16 protein-coding genes are annotated in these 16,435 nt (G+C 69.0%); 7 read left to right on the top strand and 9 right to left on the bottom strand.

Annotated elements, in window-relative coordinates; genetic code table 11:
• Position 1: 1 nt before the first annotated feature.
• A complete protein-coding gene (locus NF4_RS12890; protein ID WP_063127589.1) occupies positions 2-802 on the bottom strand; it encodes a TetR/AcrR family transcriptional regulator in 801 nt (266 codons plus the stop codon).
• Between the two features lie 99 nt (positions 803-901).
• Between NF4_RS12890 and NF4_RS12885 the strand changes: the two genes are divergently transcribed.
• From NF4_RS12885 to NF4_RS12875, 3 genes are all read left to right on the top strand, one after another.
• Entirely contained in the window at positions 902-1,513 is a 612-nt protein-coding gene (locus tag NF4_RS12885; RefSeq protein WP_063127588.1) for a GNAT family N-acetyltransferase, read from the top strand.
• 85 nt (positions 1,514-1,598) lie between these two features.
• Complete coding sequence (gcvT, locus tag NF4_RS12880) at positions 1,599-2,693, top strand: glycine cleavage system aminomethyltransferase GcvT (RefSeq protein WP_063127587.1); 1,095 nt, start codon at positions 1,599-1,601, stop codon at positions 2,691-2,693.
• Between the two features lie 112 nt (positions 2,694-2,805).
• Positions 2,806-3,906 carry a branched-chain amino acid aminotransferase gene (locus NF4_RS12875; RefSeq protein WP_063127798.1) on the top strand — a complete coding sequence of 367 codons (1,101 nt, stop codon included), beginning with the start codon at positions 2,806-2,808 and terminating at the stop codon, positions 3,904-3,906.
• 67 nt (positions 3,907-3,973) lie between these two features.
• Here NF4_RS12875 and NF4_RS12870 read toward each other — a convergent pair whose 3' ends face one another.
• The 6 genes from NF4_RS12870 to NF4_RS12845 form a co-directional block, all read right to left on the bottom strand.
• Positions 3,974-4,687, bottom strand: a complete 714-nt coding sequence (locus NF4_RS12870) for an MBL fold metallo-hydrolase (RefSeq protein WP_063127586.1) — start codon at positions 4,685-4,687, stop codon at positions 3,974-3,976.
• Positions 4,688-4,798: 111 nt separating this feature from the next.
• A complete protein-coding gene (locus tag NF4_RS12865; RefSeq protein WP_063127585.1) occupies positions 4,799-5,551 on the bottom strand; it encodes an adenosylcobinamide-GDP ribazoletransferase in 753 nt (250 codons plus the stop codon).
• Between the two features lie 22 nt (positions 5,552-5,573).
• A complete protein-coding gene (gene cobT, locus NF4_RS12860) occupies positions 5,574-6,647 on the bottom strand; it encodes a nicotinate-nucleotide--dimethylbenzimidazole phosphoribosyltransferase (protein ID WP_063127584.1) in 1,074 nt (357 codons plus the stop codon).
• A gap of 174 nt (positions 6,648-6,821) precedes the next feature.
• Positions 6,822-7,454, bottom strand: coding sequence for a maleylpyruvate isomerase family mycothiol-dependent enzyme (locus NF4_RS12855; RefSeq protein WP_063127797.1), 633 nt, complete (start codon positions 7,452-7,454; stop codon positions 6,822-6,824).
• A 98-nt stretch (positions 7,455-7,552) separates the two neighbouring features.
• Positions 7,553-8,095 carry a bifunctional adenosylcobinamide kinase/adenosylcobinamide-phosphate guanylyltransferase gene (locus NF4_RS12850; protein ID WP_063127583.1) on the bottom strand — a complete coding sequence of 181 codons (543 nt, stop codon included), beginning with the start codon at positions 8,093-8,095 and terminating at the stop codon, positions 7,553-7,555.
• A 7-nt stretch (positions 8,096-8,102) separates the two neighbouring features.
• Positions 8,103-8,783, bottom strand: coding sequence for a DUF3043 domain-containing protein (locus NF4_RS12845; protein WP_063127582.1), 681 nt, complete (start codon positions 8,781-8,783; stop codon positions 8,103-8,105).
• A gap of 243 nt (positions 8,784-9,026) precedes the next feature.
• On the opposite strand from NF4_RS12845, the gene NF4_RS12840 reads away from it, so the two are divergent.
• Both NF4_RS12840 and NF4_RS12835 read left to right on the top strand, forming a co-directional pair.
• The gene (locus NF4_RS12840) at positions 9,027-9,383 is read left to right on the top strand and encodes a HesB/IscA family protein (protein WP_030523898.1); all 357 of its coding nucleotides are present in this window, start codon (positions 9,027-9,029) and stop codon (positions 9,381-9,383) included.
• A 184-nt stretch (positions 9,384-9,567) separates the two neighbouring features.
• Positions 9,568-10,539 carry a carbohydrate kinase family protein gene (locus tag NF4_RS12835; RefSeq protein ID WP_063127796.1) on the top strand — a complete coding sequence of 324 codons (972 nt, stop codon included), beginning with the start codon at positions 9,568-9,570 and terminating at the stop codon, positions 10,537-10,539.
• A gap of 66 nt (positions 10,540-10,605) precedes the next feature.
• Here the strand turns inward: NF4_RS12835 and asnB are convergent, their stop codons facing one another.
• Entirely contained in the window at positions 10,606-12,549 is a 1,944-nt protein-coding gene (gene asnB, locus NF4_RS12830; protein WP_063127581.1) for an asparagine synthase (glutamine-hydrolyzing), read from the bottom strand.
• A gap of 444 nt (positions 12,550-12,993) precedes the next feature.
• Between asnB and ctaC the strand changes: the two genes are divergently transcribed.
• On the top strand, positions 12,994-13,980 hold the full coding sequence (gene ctaC / locus NF4_RS12825) for an aa3-type cytochrome oxidase subunit II (protein WP_084533115.1): 987 nt from the start codon (positions 12,994-12,996) through the stop codon (positions 13,978-13,980).
• Between the two features lie 13 nt (positions 13,981-13,993).
• Entirely contained in the window at positions 13,994-14,410 is a 417-nt protein-coding gene (locus NF4_RS12820) for a cytochrome c oxidase subunit 4 (RefSeq protein WP_039823681.1), read from the top strand.
• 707 nt (positions 14,411-15,117) lie between these two features.
• Here the strand turns inward: NF4_RS12820 and NF4_RS12815 are convergent.
• Positions 15,118-16,395 (bottom strand): FAD-binding oxidoreductase, encoded by a 1,278-nt coding sequence (locus tag NF4_RS12815; protein ID WP_063127580.1) that lies wholly within the window; start codon positions 16,393-16,395, stop codon positions 15,118-15,120.
• Between the last annotated feature and the right edge of the window lie 40 nt (positions 16,396-16,435).

The following is a 16,435-nucleotide window of genomic DNA, read 5'->3' as shown; positions in this document are numbered from 1 at the left end:
GCTATTCGGTGGACCCCGCACGGCGTACCGCGACGCCGTCGAGCAGCATGTCCACCGCGTCGGTGAGCAGTTCGTCGAAATCGAGGTCGGGCGGGGGCCCGGTGGGGCCGAACGCCTTGTACAGGGCCGGGCGCGTGACCGGGTCGACGAGTGCGGCCACCTCGGCCGGTACTTCGGCGGCCGCTTCCGGGCCACCGATCCGGTCCGACCGTTCGGCGGTCCACACCAGGGCGAGTCCCTGCACCAGCGCCGAGTAACTCAGATACGTCGAGATCAGCTGTGTCCTGGACATGTCCGGTGCGTCGAGCGCGCTCAGCGTCCGTTCCAGAGTGTCGAACAGGGAAAGGCCCAGTGGCGGGCGGATCCGCGCCAGCACCGTGAGGATCCACGGATGCCGCCGGTAGATCTGCCATTCCTGCTGCGCCTCGTACCTGATCCGGGCCCGCCGGTCGACCAGATGCGGCGGCGGGGGCGGGGTTTCGGCGAGCACGAGATCGGTCATCGCGACGAGTAGTTGCGCCCGGTCGTCGAAGTACCGGTACAGCGCGGCGGTGGCCACCCCCAGCTCGCCGGCCAGCCGGCGCATGGTCAGGCCGTCGGTGCCCGCGCGGTCGGCCAGGGCGACCGCCGCGTGGGCGATCACGAGTTTGGACAACCGCTGGGGCCGCGGCCGCGGCGGCGCGGCGGGTGCCCGGCGCCGGGCCCGGTAGGCGCGGGCCTGACAGGAGCGGGAACAGTACTGCCGCCGACGGCCGCGGTCCGGTTGCCGCAGGACTCCACCGCATATCGCACACGCTGTCACAGCGCTATTCCATCACACGAAAAATCGTGACGAAATAGTGGTTTTCCGCAGATGGAGGACATACGTTCGCTGTTGGTAACACCATTCACAGGAGGCGGTATGGCAACAGAATTGACCGTGCGGCGCGCCGGAACGAGTGATCTCGAACCGCTGACGAAGGCGTTTCGACAGGCGACCGTCGACGAGGCGGTCACCGAGTGGATCATGCGCGATCATCCGATGGATCAGTTCCTCGACGAGTGGGTTCCGCTGATCATCGACCGGGGCCTGCGGGACGACGAGGTCTGGGTGGCCGGTGGCGACGACGAGATCTGGGCGATCTCGTTCTGGCAGCAGCTCACCTCGGCCGACCGGCTGATCGCCGATGCCGCCACCGCGCGGGGGCATGCGGACCGGGCGCCGGAACTGCGTCCGTTGCAGCGCTCGGCCTATGTGACCGAATTCCTGGCCCGTGAGCATCCGCGCAGGTTCCCGCACAGCTACCTGGAGCTGATCATCACGGTGCCGGAGTACCGGGGCCGGGGTGCGGGCGCGGCCATCCTCACCGAACGGACCCGGCAGTTCAGCGCCGCGGGGCTCCCGGCGTATCTGGAGGCCAGCACCGAACGTTCCGCGCGGCTCTACACCCGGCAGGGTTTCGTCCGCACCGGCGAAACGCACACGCTGCCGGAGGAGGGGCCCACGCTGATCCCCATGTGGTTCGAGGCCTGACCCGCCGGTCCCGGCGCGGCTGCCGCCGACCGAATCCGGCTCGGTGGGAGCCCGGTCCCGGCCGGGGCCGGGCTAAGCTCGCCCGGTGAGTGACGCCGAGCTGCAGCAGGGCCCTGTCCACGGAGTACATGTCGGACTCGGGGCGAAATTCGCCCCGTTCGGCGGCTGGGAGATGCCGGTCTCGTATGCGGGCACGGTGGCCGAGCACACCGCGGTGCGGGAGTCGGTGGGACTGTTCGACGTGAGTCATCTCGGGAAGGCGACCGTGCGCGGGGCGGGGGCCGCCGAATTCGTGAACTCGGCGCTGACCAATGATCTGGGGCGGATCGGACCGGGCCGGGCGCAGTACACGCTGTGCTGCAACTCCGACGGTGGCGTGGTCGACGATCTGATCGCCTATTTCGTGCGCGACGACGAGATCTTCCTGGTGCCGAACGCGGCCAATACCGCCGCGGTGGTGCAGAAATTGGCGGCGGCCGCGCCGCCGGCGATCACGGTGACGGGGGAACACCGCGCCTACGGTGTCTTCGCCGTCCAGGGCCCGCGGTCGGCGGAGGTGCTCACCGCGCTGGGACTCCCGGTGGACCTGTCCTATATGGCATTCGCCGACGCGGACTGGTCCGGGCAGCCGGTGCGCGTGTGCCGGACCGGCTACACCGGTGAACACGGTTACGAACTGCTGCCGCGCTGGGACGGCGCCGAGGCACTGTTCCGGGCCCTGGTGGAGCAGGTGCGGACGGCCGGCGGTCAGGTCGCCGGGCTCGGCGCCCGCGACACCCTGCGTACCGAGATGGGCTATCCGCTGCACGGGCACGAACTGTCCCCCGAGATCACGCCGGTGCAGGCGCGCGCGTCGTGGGCGGTGGGCTGGGCCAAACCGGATTTCTGGGGCAAGGCCGCGCTGGAAGCGGAACGGGCGGCCGGCCCGCGCCGCACCCTGCTCGGCCTGGAAGCACTCGACCGCGGGATCCCGCGGGAGAACCAGGACGTGCTGCTGGACGGCGCGAAGGTCGGGGTGACCACCTCCGGCACCTTCTCGCCGACCAAGCAGGCCGGGATCGCGCTGGCGCTGCTGGATCCGACGGTGCAGGTCGGCACCGAGGTCGCGGTGGACGTCCGCGGCCGGTCGCTGCGCTGCACGGTGGTGCGGCCTCCGTTCGTCGAAGCGCACACCAGCTGAGACGGTCGGGCCGGCACTGTGACCGGCTGTGGCGCGGCCGGTGCGGACCGGCCCGGCGCGCGAGACCGACCACCGCGGATTCGGCGCGGACCCAGGACATAGACTGCTGGTCATGACCGCTGCTGCACAGTTCACCCGTATCCCTCATCCTGCGCCCACCCCGGCGCAGCGGGTACAGGAGATTCTGTCGGCCCCCGGTTTCGGCCGCTATTTCACCGACCATATGGTCACCATCGATTACACCGAGGCCGACGGCTGGACCAATGCGGTCGTGGAACCCTACGGCGCCCTGACCCTGGATCCCGCCACCATGGTGTTCCACTACGGCCAGGCGATCTTCGAAGGGCTCAAGGCCTACCGCCAGCCGGACGGGCAGGTGGCCTGTTTCCGGATCGACGCCAACGCGGCCCGGTTCCGCCGGTCCGCACGCCGGATGGCGATGGCCGAACTCCCCGAGGAGCTGTTCATCGAATCGGTGCGCCAGCTGCTCGACGTCGACGCGGAGTGGGTGCCCGCCGCGGGCGGCGAGGAGTCGCTCTATCTGCGGCCGTTCATGTTCGCCACCGAAGCCGGGCTGGGCGTCAAGCCTGCCTCCGCGTACAAATACCTGCTGCTCGGCTCCCCGGCCGGCGCCTACTTCCCGCGCGGTGTGAAACCGGTGCGGGTGTGGCTGTCGACGGAGTACGTCCGGGCCGCGCCCGGCGGCACCGGTGAGGCCAAGGTGGCCGGTAACTATGCGGCCTCGCTGCTGGCGCAGGCCGAGGCCGGCGCCAAGGGCTGCGATCAGGTGGTGTGGCTGGACGCGGTCGAACGCCGCTATGTCGAGGAGATGGGCACCAACAACCTGTTCTTCGTCTACGGCTCCGGATCGGATGCGCGGCTGGTCACCCCGGAACTGTCCGGGTCGCTGCTGCCGGGTATCACCCGGGATTCACTGCTGACCCTGGCGGCGGATTCCGGCTATCCGGTGACCGAGCGCAAGATCTCCGTCGAGGACTGGCGGGCCGGTGCGGAATCCGGCGAGATCACCGAGGTTTTCGCCTGCGGTACCGCGGCCGTGATCACCCCGGTCGGTTCCGTGTTCGGACCCGACGGTGAATTCACCATCGGCGGAGGTGAACCGGGTGAGGTGACCATGGCGCTGCGCGACACGCTCACCGGTATCCAGCGCGGTACCTTCGCCGATGTGCACCAGTGGATGCGGGTGCTCTGACCGTCCGCCGGAGCCGCAGCTCGCCCGGGTACCGAGCGCGGGGCCCGGTGCCCGGGGTCTTCGCCGCTCAGCCCGGCATGAGGGCGTGCCATTCGCCGAGCGTCCGCGGCCGCAGCACATAGTTGTTGTCGCGGATCGAGTCCAGGGAGGCGTGCGGGTCCTGGGAGTACCAGTGCCCCGGGTAGACCTCCGGATTGATCGGCATATCCGCCAGGTAGCGCAGGCTGCGGAACATGGTGTCGGAGTCGCCGCCGGGGAAATCGGTACGCCCGCAGCCGTCGATGAACAGGGTGTCGCCGGCGATCAGTTTGTCGTCGACCAGGAAGCACTGGCTGCCCGGGGTGTGACCCGGGGTGTGTAAGAACTCGATGTCGAAGGCGCCGACGCTCAGCTTGTCGCCGTGTCCGTGGCCGGTGAGCTCGCTGGGGGCGATACCGGTGACATCGGCGACCCAGGTCTTCTCCTGATCGTTCACGTGCACCGGAACCGTGGCCTGCTCGAGCAGTTCCCGCACTCCGCGCAGGGTGAACCCCATCATGGTGCCGCCGATATGGTCCGGGTGGTGGTGGGTGACCAGTACCCCGGACAGTTTCAGTCCGTCGTTCTCGGCGATATCGGCCAGATCGCCGGCCGCGTAGGCGGGATCGACGACGACACAGTCACCGGTGTCCCGGTCACCGACCAGATAGGCGAAATTGCGCATCTGCGTGGCGATCGGATCCCCGACGGCGAAATCACGGCCGGCCAGGAGTTGACGGAAGTAGAAGCGCTCGGCTGACATACCCCCACCCTATGGGGCGGGGTGGACCGGTGAGACGCTGCGTTCGCACTATTGAGGCCTGGCGGCATCGGACGGGACCGGGCTTTGTGGGCCGGACGGAGTTCCGGTGGCTCAGACAGAGTTCGCGGCCAGCGCGAAACCCAGGGCCGCCAGTGCGGTGGTGAGTTCCACCGCCGTGCCGAGGAGATCACCCGAGAGCCCACCGATCCGGCGGACGGCGTGGCTCACCAGATGGATCGTGGCGGCCAGCGCGACCAGCGCGACCAGCGGCCCGGCCCATGGCAGTTCCGGTATCGCGAAGACCGCCGCCGCCGTTCCCGCGGCGGCCCAGCCGAGAATCGCGGAACGGGGCTGGGTTCCGGCGACCATCGCGCCGAACCAGGCGCCGGGCGCCGGGTCGATCCCGCGGCGGCAGGCGGCGACCACCGCGACGCGGCCCAAACCCACCGCCGCGACGACCGCCGCCCAATGACCGGTGGCCGCCAGTGTGGTGAACGCGCCCGCCTGGACGCCGGCGGCCAGCACGATCGCGGCCACCCCGAACGGCCCGGCGCCCCCGCTCTTCATCACCTCGCGCGCGCGTTCGGGCGGTCCGTAGACCCCGAGACCGTCGAACGTGTCGGCCAGCCCGTCCAGATGCATACCCCGGGTCAGCAGTGCCAGGGCCGCGACCGCGACGAATCCGGCGGCGACCCCCGCGGGCGCCAGCACCCACAGCAGCGCCGCCGCGACCAGCCCGAGCCCGATTCCGGCGACCGGTGCCAGCGCGATGGCCCGGCCCGCCGCACGGCGGTCCACTTCGCCGGGCCCGCGCACCGGCAGCACCGTGAGCCAGGAGAAGGTGAGACGCAGCGGGGTCAGCATCGCGCTCGGCTCGTCGCGGCGGTCATTTCTGCAGGTCGACGGTGGCCGGTTCGGCGTCCGCGGTACTGACTCCGGCGTCGGCGAAGGTCGCCATCTCCGCGAGCACGGCGACAGCGGCGCGCAGGACGGGTAGCGCGGTGAGCGCGCCGGACCCCTCACCGAGCCGCATGTCCAGATCCAGTACCGGGGTGAGTTTCAGTTTGCTCAGCGCTTCGGCGTGCGCGGGCTCGGTGGACTGGTGGGCGGCCACCCACCAGTGCACCGCGCCCGCCGCCAGATCCTCGGCGATCAGCGCGGCCGCGGTGACGATGAGCCCGTCGAGCAGGACCGGGGTCCGCCGGGCGGCGGCGCGGGCCAGGAAGCCGGTCATGGCGGCGATATCGGCGCCACCGGCGACCCGTAGCAATTCGACACTGTCCCGGGCGACGGGACGGGCCCGCCACATGGCGTCGCGGACGGCGGCCACCTTGCGCATCCACCCGTGATCGTCGATACCCGTGCCCCGGCCGACCGCCCGCACCGGTTCGATACCGGTGAGGGTGGCGATGAGCGCGGTCGCGGGGGTGGTGTTACCGATGCCCATATCCCCGGCGATCAGCAGGTCGGCCCCGGCGTCGATCTCCTCGTCGGCGATGGTCGCGCCGGCGGCGAGCGCGGCGGCGACCTCATCGGCGGTGAGCGCGTCCGCGCGGTCGATCGCGCCGCTGGACCGGCGCACCTTGTGGGTACTCACCGTGGGATCGGTGTCGGAGTCCACCGCGATATCCACCACCCGCACGGTGGCACCGGCGATCCCGGCCAAAGCGTTCACCGCGGCCCCGCCCGCCCGGAAGTTGGCGACCATCTGCGCCGTGACCTCGCTGGGAAACGCCGAGACGCCGTGCCGCGCCACCCCGTGGTCACCGGCGAACACCACCACCCGCGCCTGCTCGAACTGTTTCGGCGGGCAGACACCCTGACAGGACGCCACCCAGTTGCCCAGTTCTTCCAGCCGCCCCAGCGACCCCGGCGGTTTGGTCAGCGACGCCTGCCGTTGCTCGGCGGCCGCGCGGGCACCGGCATCCGGCGGGGCGACGGGTGCGAATCCCTCTGTCACTGTTCGAGCCTTCCGATCGGGTGCTGTCGCGGCGGCACCGCGCCGGGATCTGTCTCGGCGGGCGTGTCCACCTCCCGGACAATATTGCCCGGTGCGCGGCGCCGGTCGTGAGGTACCCGGCCGACCGTCACCTGCCCGGGGCCGGGGCCGGCGGTCCCGGGTACGCGGCGAGGGTCAGCCGCCGATCCGTTCGCGCAGGGTGGCCACCCCCGGACCGCTGAGTTCGGCGCAGTACTCGGCGCGCCCGGCCATCGCCATGACCAGGGCGAGCGTGCTGCCCCGCACCGAGGGTCCGGTGCCGGTGTCGAACGGCCCGTCGGTGGCCTGCAGGTGCAGGCCCGCGGTGGCGGTGCGGCCGGAGACCGTGAAATCGCGCGCGGCGAAGAAACGGGCGACCTCGGTCACCGCGGACAGTGCGGGGGTTCCGGCCAGTCCGAGCGGGTACCGGATATCGCTGCCGTGCACGACGACCTCACCGAGCCACGCCGGAGTGTGCCCGGATGGTGCCGTGGTGTTCGTCACCGTCGCGCGGAACCGCTCGAGTGTCTCGGCCGGGCCGGTGCCCAGATGTTCCCGCATACGGCGCTGATTGTGCAGGTCGGCGTCGAAGCGTGCGCCGAGCATGCTGCGGATCCAGCGCAGCCGCCCGGTGCTCGCGGCCGCGGTGAGATGAGCGACGACCTCCTGCACCGACCACCGGCCGCACAGGGAGGGAGCCGACCATTGCTGTGGGGTCAGGCAGGTGAGTTCGTCGGCCAGGGCGGCTCGTTCGCGATGGATCGCTGCCCAGATTTCGGCGCGCGGCATGGTCTGCACCGCACGATTCAAGCAGCGCACTCCGACAAGGGAGCGGCGCCCGGGCCGGACGGCCGCGAGAGGGTGGGTGATGCCCGACCGCCCGGGGCTCATTTCAGGCGCAGGGGCAGCCCGGCGACCACGAGAAAGGCTTCGTCGCAGACCTGGGCGAGCCGCTGATTCAAGGTGCCGATCTCGTCGCGGAACAACCGCCCCGACCGGGTCGCGGGGATCACGCCCAGTCCCACCTCCGGGGTGACGAGCACCAGCCGGTCGCGATAGCCGGCGACGGCGTCGACGAGAACATCGGTATCCGGGCCGATCGTGCCACGCGGGGCATCCCAGCCCGCGCGGGCGTCGAGCCGGGCGGTCAGCCAGGTGCCGATATCGTCGACCAGAGTGGCGCCGGGATGAGCGGTGCGCAGTTCGGCCGCCGGGTCGGCGGCGTCGATCACCGTCCACTCCACGGGACGGCGGGCCCGGTGCGCGGCGATCCGGGCGGCGAAATCGGTATCCGCGGGGTCGGGGATCGCGGTGGCCAGGTAGCGCACCGTGCCGCCGGCGACGAGGGATTCGGCGAACGCGGATTTACCCGAGCGCGCACCCCCGAGCACGAGGGTGCGCTGTCCAGGAGGAGAGACGGGTTCGGGCACCCGTGGATCAGATCGCGTCGCCGGGGGAGACCCGCGGCTTGGGCGCGCGCATCTTGCGCATCTGGGAGGCGCGCACGAACGCGTACCAGCCGAGCCGGAACCCGGTATCGGTGGATTTCGGGAAACGTTCCCGCACCCGGCGGTTGACGACCCGGCCGAGCAGGAAACCCTCGGCGATCATGAAGACCATCATGACCAGCATGGCCAGCGTGACGATCGACTGCCACGCGGGAGCCGCGAACATGGACAGGATCAGCAGCAGCGCCATCGGCATGAACAGGCCGACCAGATTGCGGCGGCCGTCGACGATATCGCGGACGAACGCGCGCACCGGGCCCTGATCGCGGGGCAGCAGGTACTTGTCCTCACCCGCCAGCATCCGGGCGCGACGGTCCTGGGCGGCGGCGCGACGCTCGGCGGAGGCCGCCTTGCGGTCCTCCTTGGAACCGCGGGTCTCCTTGCGCCGGGCGCGCGCTTCCTTCGATGTCATGGGAGGCGGGGCGACCGGGCCGCGGCGCCTGCCCTCGGCTTCGCGCCGACTCGGGGTGGGCCGGCCCTTGCCTGCCGTGGGCGCGGCCTTGGCCGGGGCCGCATCGGCCTCGGTGGCGCTCGCGGTGGCGGTCGCGGCCCGCGAGCCGTCAGCGGGCACGTCGGTACCACTGGGCTCACCGCGTCGGAACAACTTCACGGTAACCAGGCTAATCGGTCACCCTTCCCGGCAGTGAACGGGGCGGTAGCCGGGGTGTGGCCGATCACCCGCCGCGCCGGTCGTGGCCCGGCTCACCCGGAGGCGGCGTCAGATGCGGCACGGGCGGTGTGGCTTCGGGCCCCGGAGATGGCAAGATGGGGAATAGCAGCCCGTCCGAGGGTGTTGTGACACCCGGAACCGTGCGCTGTTCACGGACCGACCACGCTGTCCATAGGAGAGTTCATGAGTGTGCAGAACGACACCGCCACCACCACCCACGGTGTGCAGCTGACCGATGCTGCCGCGGGTAAGGCCAAGGCGCTGCTCGATCAGGAGGGCCGGGACGACCTCGCGCTGCGGATCGCGGTGCAGCCGGGCGGCTGCGCGGGTCTGCGTTACCAGCTCTTCTTCGACGATCGCACCCTCGACGGCGATCTGACCGCCGAATTCGGCGGCGTCACCCTGACCGTCGACCGGATGAGCGCGCCGTACGTCCAGGGCGCCGCGATCGACTTCGTCGACACGATCGAGAAGCAGGGCTTCACCATCGACAACCCCAACGCCACCGGCTCCTGCGCCTGCGGCGACTCCTTCAACTGAATGCTTCCGGGCCGGTGACAGCGCCGGCCCGGCATTCTTGATACACCCGGGTTACGTGACCATTTATTTGTCACGAGGCCGGTTACGACACGTAGTCGTAGCCCCGGCGAATTGATACGGTGAGCCTGGGGGCAAGGCCCCGTTCACTTTCTTGTTCGCGCTGATTCCGAAGGGGCCCACCTACGTGTCCATAGCTGTATCCGCATCCATCGCGACCGACCACCTCATGCGTTTCTCCGGCCGTTTCGCCGATGTACTGCTGCCCGATCAGCTCGAGCATGTCTCGCTGAGTTTCCTCGTCGACGACCTGGTGATCCGCCGCGGCGGCGTCGCCGGCAACATCGCCTACGCCATGGGTCTACTGAAGCAGTCGCCGTTGCTCATCGGTTCGGTGGGGCGTGATTTCGACGAATACCGGCAGTGGCTGGAGTCCCACGGTGTCGACTGCTCGGTGGTCCGGGTATCCGAGTCCGCGCACACCGCCCGGTTCGTCTGCACCACCGATGAGGACATGGCTCAACTCGCCTCGTTCTATCCCGGCGCGATGAGCGAAGCGGGCGATATCTCGCTCACGGCGCTGGCCGAGGAACGGAAACTCGACCTGGTCCTGGTCGGCGCGAACGATCCCGAGGCGATGTTGCGGCATACCGCCGAATGCCGGGAACTGGGCGTTCCTTTCGCTGCCGATCCGTCCCAGCAGCTGGCGCGTCTGGACGGCGACCAGGCCGTACAGCTCATCGAGGGCAGCGCCTATCTGTTCACCAACGAGTACGAATGGGGCCTGCTCAAGCAGAAAACGGGCCTCACCGAGGACGAGATCGCCGCCCGGGTGGGTGTGCGGGTCACCACCCTCGGCAAGGACGGCGTGCTGGTGGTCGACACCGACGGCAGCCAGGTACGCGTCGAGGCCGTGCCGGAATACGCCAAGGTCGATCCGACCGGTGTCGGTGACGCGTTCCGGGCCGGGTTCCTCACCGCCCACGCCGCCGGCCTGAGCCTCGAACGCGCGGCGCAGCTGGGCTCGCTGGTCGCGGTACTGGTGCTGGAGACGGTCGGCACCCAGGAATGGACGCTGGACGCCGATGCCGCGCTCAAACGGCTCGGCGAGGCCTACGGCGCGGACGCGGCCGCCGAACTGGAGTCACTGCTGCGCTGAACCGCCGGTGCCAACGAACGAGGGCCCCGCTCACCTCGGTGAGCGGGGCCCTCGGTGTCGGTAGGGCTAGACCTGGACCGGATAGGTGGGCTCGGAGATCTCCGGCTTGATCCGCTCCTCCACGAAGATCCCGTGCCAGATCATGAACACCAGCAGTGTCCACAGGCGACGGCTGTGATCGGAATCCCCGGCTCGGTGCGCGTCGAGCATGGCGGTGATCGCGGCCTTGTCCAGCAGGTGATCGGTCTGCGATTCGGCGATCTGCTGCCGGGCCCAGTCGTAGAGTTCGGTCCCGCGCAGCCAGTGCCGCAGTGGCACCGGGAAGCCGAGCTTCGCGCGGTGCAGCACATGACCGGGGACGATGCCCTCGAGTGCCTGCCGCAGCGCGTACTTGGTGGTGTCCTTGGTGATCTTCTGCTCCAGCGGGATCTGCTCGGCCACCCGGAAGACCTCGGAGTCCAGGAACGGCACCCGCAGTTCCAGCGAGTTCGCCATGGTCATCTTGTCGGCCTTGACCAGGATGTCGCCGCGCAACCAGGTGAACAGATCCAGATGCTGCATCCGGGCGACCGGGTCCCAGCCGGCCGATCGGCCGTAGATCGCGGCGGTGACGTCCTGATGGGTCCACTCCGGGCGGAATTCCCGCAGCACCGACCGCAGCTGGGCGTCGCTGAAACTGCGCGCATTGCCGTAATACCGCTGCTCGAGGGGCAAAGACCCCCGGTGCAGCAGACTTTTGCCCCGGGTGCCGTCCGGGATGAGGTCGGAGACCTTTCCGGCCAGCCGGCGCAGCCCGCGGGGCAGCTTCTCGAACGGTGCCAGCGACAACGGCTCCCGGTAGATGGTGTAGCCGCCGAACAGTTCGTCGGCGCCCTCGCCGGACAGCACCACCTTGACGTGTTTACGTGCCTCTTTGGCGACGAAGTACAGCGGCACCAGCGCCGGATCGGCCACCGGGTCGTCGAGATACCACACGATCTCGGGAATGGCGGCGGCGAACTCCGCCGGAGAGACGACCTTGACGATATGCCGGGCCCCGATCGCGGCCGCGCTCTCCGCGGCCACATCGACCTCGGAATAGCCCTCCCGCTCGAAGCCGGTGGTGAAGGTGATCAGTTTCGGGTTGTGCCGCATGGCCAGCGCCGCGATGGCGGTGGAGTCGATACCACCGGACAGGAAGGAGCCGACGGTGACATCGGCCCGCATATGTTTGGCGACCGAATCCTCGAGCGCCGCGGCGATCTCCCGGTAGCGGGCCTGTTCGGACCCGGCGGCGAAGGGGCGTACGCCGAATCCGGGGACGAAATAGCGGGTGATCTCCGGCTGCGCCCCCGGCCGTACCACCGCGTAGCTGCCCGACTCCAGCCGGCGGATACCGGCGTGCAGCGTCTCCGGCTCCGGGACGTACTGCAGCACCGTGTAGTGCTCGAGCGCCCGGTGGTCGAGGGATTCGTCGAGGCCGAGATCGGGCAGCAGTTCCAGCAGGCTCTTCTTCTCGCTGCCGAACGCCGTACCGCCCGGACCGGTGGCCAGGAACAGCGGTTTGATACCGAACGGGTCGCGTGCGACGAACAGCTCCCGGGTGTGGGTGTCCCAGATCGCGAAGGCGAACATGCCGCGCAGCCGCCGGACCGCCGCCGGGCCCCAGTAGTGGAAGGCCGCGACGATGGCCTCGCCGTCGCCCTCGGTCGCGAACATGGGCTCGGCACCGAATTCGGCCGCGTGCTCACGGGCGAGTTCTTCGCGCAGTTCCAGATAGTTGTAGATCTCGCCGTTGAAGGTCAGCGCGTAGCGCTGCCGGTCATCGGCCGGACCCCAGCGCAGCGGCTGGTGCGAATGCTCGATATCGATGATCGACAACCGGTTGAAACCGAAGATCAGCTGGTCGTCGTGCCAGGTGCCGCGCTCGTCCGGCCCGCGGTGCCGCACACAGTGCAGCGCGTCGTATACCCGCTGCACCGTTTCCGGCGCTGCGGTATCGGATGTCAGAAATCCGAGCAGTCCACACACTGCGGCGCTAACCTCGTTTCCACTGGTCGGGGATCCGCGCCCGGGGGAGCCGGCGCGGCGGGCGAAATCTAGTGTCCGAGTATGCCGCACGCATCGATTCCCCGTGCGATACACCTCCGTCCGCCCCGTGCGCCACTGTACGGAGTGTCGAAGCCGACCCGACGGCGTACCGGGCGCGTGTTTGGTCTACGCTGCGTAGTACTCGGACTGTTCCGGGTGGTGTCGCGCGGTGCGCGGAGCCGCCCGGGAAGCCCGGACGAGCTGTTTGTCAGTATCCCCGGCGGCGGGTCCCGCCACGGGGATGCGGTGTCGGAATGTGTGGCGACCAGGAAGGCGTTGAGCGTGGCGCACAAGGCGAGCGACGAGATCGGGGCACGGCCTGCCCGGTGGCAGGGTCGTGTCCTGCGGCGGGCCGGACTGGTGGTGTCCCTCGGGATCACTACCATGCTCGTATCCGGCTGCTCGATCGACAACGTGTGGTTGCGGTTCGGCTGGCCCTCGGGTGTCACCCCGCAGGCGCATCGGATGCGGGAACTGTGGACCTGGTCGGTGGTCGCCGCCCTCATCATGGGTGTGCTCGTCTGGGGCCTGACCTTCTGGACCGTGGTCTTCCACCGCAAGAAGAAGGATTCGCCGGAGTTCCCCCGGCAGACCGGCTACAATGTGCCGCTCGAACTGACCTACACCGCGATCCCGTTCGTCATCATCGCGGTGCTGTTCTACTTCACCGTGGTCGTGCAGAACTACGTGCACGAGAAGGTCGACAACCCGGACGTGGTCGTCGACGTCACCGCGTTCCAGTGGAACTGGAAGTTCGGCTACCGCGAGGTCGACCTGAAGAACGGGTTCACCTACAACGGTGTCGACACCGTCCGGGAGGACGCGAACCAGGAGCAGTTGCAGGAGTACGCCGAGCGCGTCAACGAGCACGGCCACGAACAGCCCGGCCCGGTGCACGGCCGTCCCGAGAACGACATCCTGTCCTACCTGCACTACAACAAGATCGAAACGATCGGCAGCAGCACCGAGGTCCCCGTCCTCGTGCTCCCGACCGGCAAGGTGATCGAGTTCCAGCTCGCCGCCGCGGACGTCATCCACGCGTTCTGGGTTCCGGAGTTCCTCTTCAAGCGGGACGTCATGCCGAACCCGAAGGAGAACAACTCCGACAATGTCTTCCAGATCAGCGAGATCGACCGGGAAGGCGCCTTCGTGGGGCGCTGCGCGGAGATGTGCGGCACTTTCCACTCGATGATGAACTTCGAGGTTCGCGCGGTCTCGCCGGACAAGTTCCAGCGCTACATCCAGGCGCGGGAATCGGGTATGACCAATGCCGCCGCGCTCGAGTCCATCGGTGAGTCGCCGGTGGCCACCTCGACCCAGCCGTTCAATACCGATCGCACGGTCAAGACCGACACCACCGAAAGCAAGTGAGGACTGATCTGAGATGAGGATCGAAGCACGGCTGTTCGAACTGCTCACGGTGTTCTTCATTCTCGTGGGCGTCATCTACGGCTTCTTCACCGCCCAGTCGCGGACCGGTATCGAATGGGCCGGCACCACGGCGATCGTGCTGACCGCCGGTCTGTCGCTGATCATCGGTACCTACTTCCGCTTCGTCGCCCGCCGGCTCGACCTGCGCCCGGAGGACTACGAAGACGCCGAGATCGTGGACGGCGCCGGAGACCTGGGCTTCTTCTCGCCCGGCAGCTTCTGGCCCATCCTGCTGGCCGGTGCCGCCTCGGTGACGGCCCTGGGCTTCGCCTTCTTCGAGCCGTGGCTGCTCGCGCTCGGCGTGATCCTGGTCCTGACCGCCGCCGGCGGCCTGGTCTTCGAGTACTACCTGGGCCCCGAGAAGCACTGAGCCGGTGGCGGCGCTGCCGGCGCCGGTACCCGCCACGACGAAAACCCTGCTGACCTTCCGGGCAGCGGGGTTTTCTCGTCTCATGGATGGCGGTCTCCCGCGGTGTGCAGTCGGCCATCCATAGATCGGCGACCATTGAGCACTTACAGTGAAGTGAGCCCGCCCACGCCGACCAAGACGTACGTCGGCACGCCCCTCAGGTGTTACCCGGAGGGGCGGGGTCCGTGGGCGGGGCGTCTGCCGTTCGTAGAGCGACGACCGGTGAGTACTGACGGTGTGTCGGTCCGCCCGTGCTCGGCCGACACACGCCCGTAACACCTTCCGCCTACTCCGGGTGGTCAGCGGTCCATGGTCAGGCCCGCCCCGGTTCTGGAGCGCGTGCAGTCGACAGTCCATGGATCGGTGACCATTGAGCACTCACAGTGTCGTGAACCCACCTGGGCTGGTCGAGGTGCATGACAGCATGCACCTTCTGTCTTTTCCGGATGGTCTACCTCAGTGGTCGGGGCCCGCCCCCGATTCTGGACCGACGGAGCGAAGGAGCGCAGCGACTGAGCGTGTGCGGCCGACCGTCCAGAGGGTGGCGACCATTGAGCACTTACAGAGTCGTGAACCTACCCAGGCTGGTCGAGGCGCACGACAGCATCCACCTTCTGCCCATTCCGGATGGCCGACCCGCGCGCCGGAGGCGCGCAAATAGACACAGCTCAGTAGACGGATTCGTAGCGGATGCTGTTCTCCGAGCGGCAGATCTCCTCGATACCGGTGACGATATCGCGCAGCTGTTCCGACGGCAGGGCGTGCGGGCGGAGCCGGCAGGTGAAGGTGATCAGCCCGTGGTCGGTGGCGGGCAGGTTGTTGGCGGCGGATTCGGCCCGCAGATACGGCGAGCGCACCCCGTAGGTCATGGCCGAGATCACGGTGAAGCAGCCGGTGCGTTCCCGATGGCCGTTGAACAGATCGTGCAGCCGGTAGAACACCGATGTGTAGTTGGACAGCGGGGCGAATACGCCCACCCGGTAGGCCGGGCCGCGCTCGGAGGAACTGATCACCGTATCGGCGAGGTACTCCGCGTCGCGCAGGGTGAGGATCTTGGGGGTGAACATCACCGCACCCGCGGCGGCGTTGCGGACCGGCATACCGGCCTTACCGGGCGTCGCCGAGGCGATGGCGCCCAGCGATTTCCGGGCCCGGCTGCCGACCTCGCGACGAGCCCGCAGTGAGCGGGTGGGCGCGGTGGGGTAGAGGCTGGACCACTGGCCGAACCGCACCGTGCCCAGTTGTACCTGACCCGCGATCACCGGACGGGACACCTTGAGCGGGGCGGTATCCACCCAGCGGCCCACCTGCAGCACGGCATCCCGGGGACGGGTGACCTCGGCGTAGGCGTAGTCGACGAAACTGTCGAAATCCAGGAAGCGGTGCGAATCGGTGGACAGCCAGGTGTTTTCCTTGTCGACCTGCACGGTGTCGAGGGTGAGCGCGGTGATGATGCCCGCCCGGCCGCCGGCCCCCAGGATGCGATGGAACCGCTCGGTGTGGTGGGTGCGCCCGCAGGTGCCGATCCGGCCGTCGGTATCCACGTACTCGAGGTCGACGATCTGATCGATGAACAGGCCGTGCCGGTGCGAGGCGGTGCTCACCCCGCCCACCGAGGCGAACCCGCCCGCGGTGATATCCCGATGATCGCCGACCACGGGCAGACCCAGACCGTGCGCGCCGAGCCGCCGGTCGATATCGGACAGGCGCGCCCCCGCCTGCACCCGCACCGTGCGACGGCCGAGATTCAGATCGACGATCGCGTTCATCCGGCGCAGCGACACCACGGTCTGCTGGTCGGGCAGGGTGAGGCCGTCGGTGGCGGGATCGCCCCCATGAACGGTGAGCGGCCTGGAGCGGTCCCGGGAATTCCGCACGGTGCGAACGACATCCGCGGTGTCGCGAGGCAGGTACTCGGTAGGAGAAACGATGTGCGGCGTGCTCATGGCACGAAAGCTAACCACAGCTGGGCTGCCGTGGCGATAC

It is taken from the genome of Nocardia fusca NBRC 14340, assembly GCF_001618425.1.
Classification (GTDB): domain Bacteria; phylum Actinomycetota; class Actinomycetes; order Mycobacteriales; family Mycobacteriaceae; genus Nocardia; species Nocardia fusca.
The sequence above is the reverse complement of the archived record's forward strand: the minus strand, read 5'-3'. Positions and strand labels throughout refer to the sequence as shown.

Coding starts and splice junctions, on each gene's coding strand:
- NF4_RS12865 (WP_063127585.1), bottom strand. CDS start 5,551: ATGCTGACCCCGCTGCGTCTCACCTTCTCCTGGCTCACGGTGCTGCCG.
- NF4_RS12870 (WP_063127586.1), bottom strand. CDS start 4,687: ATGTCAGCCGAGCGCTTCTACTTCCGTCAACTCCTGGCCGGCCGTGAT.
- NF4_RS12875 (WP_063127798.1), top strand. CDS start 2,806: ATGACCGCTGCTGCACAGTTCACCCGTATCCCTCATCCTGCGCCCACC.
- NF4_RS12815 (WP_063127580.1), bottom strand. CDS start 16,395: ATGAGCACGCCGCACATCGTTTCTCCTACCGAGTACCTGCCTCGCGAC.
- NF4_RS12855 (WP_063127797.1), bottom strand. CDS start 7,454: ATGCCGCGCGCCGAAATCTGGGCAGCGATCCATCGCGAACGAGCCGCC.
- ctaC (WP_084533115.1), top strand. CDS start 12,994: ATGCTCGTATCCGGCTGCTCGATCGACAACGTGTGGTTGCGGTTCGGC.
- NF4_RS12885 (WP_063127588.1), top strand. CDS start 902: ATGGCAACAGAATTGACCGTGCGGCGCGCCGGAACGAGTGATCTCGAA.
- NF4_RS12820 (WP_039823681.1), top strand. CDS start 13,994: ATGAGGATCGAAGCACGGCTGTTCGAACTGCTCACGGTGTTCTTCATT.
- NF4_RS12840 (WP_030523898.1), top strand. CDS start 9,027: ATGAGTGTGCAGAACGACACCGCCACCACCACCCACGGTGTGCAGCTG.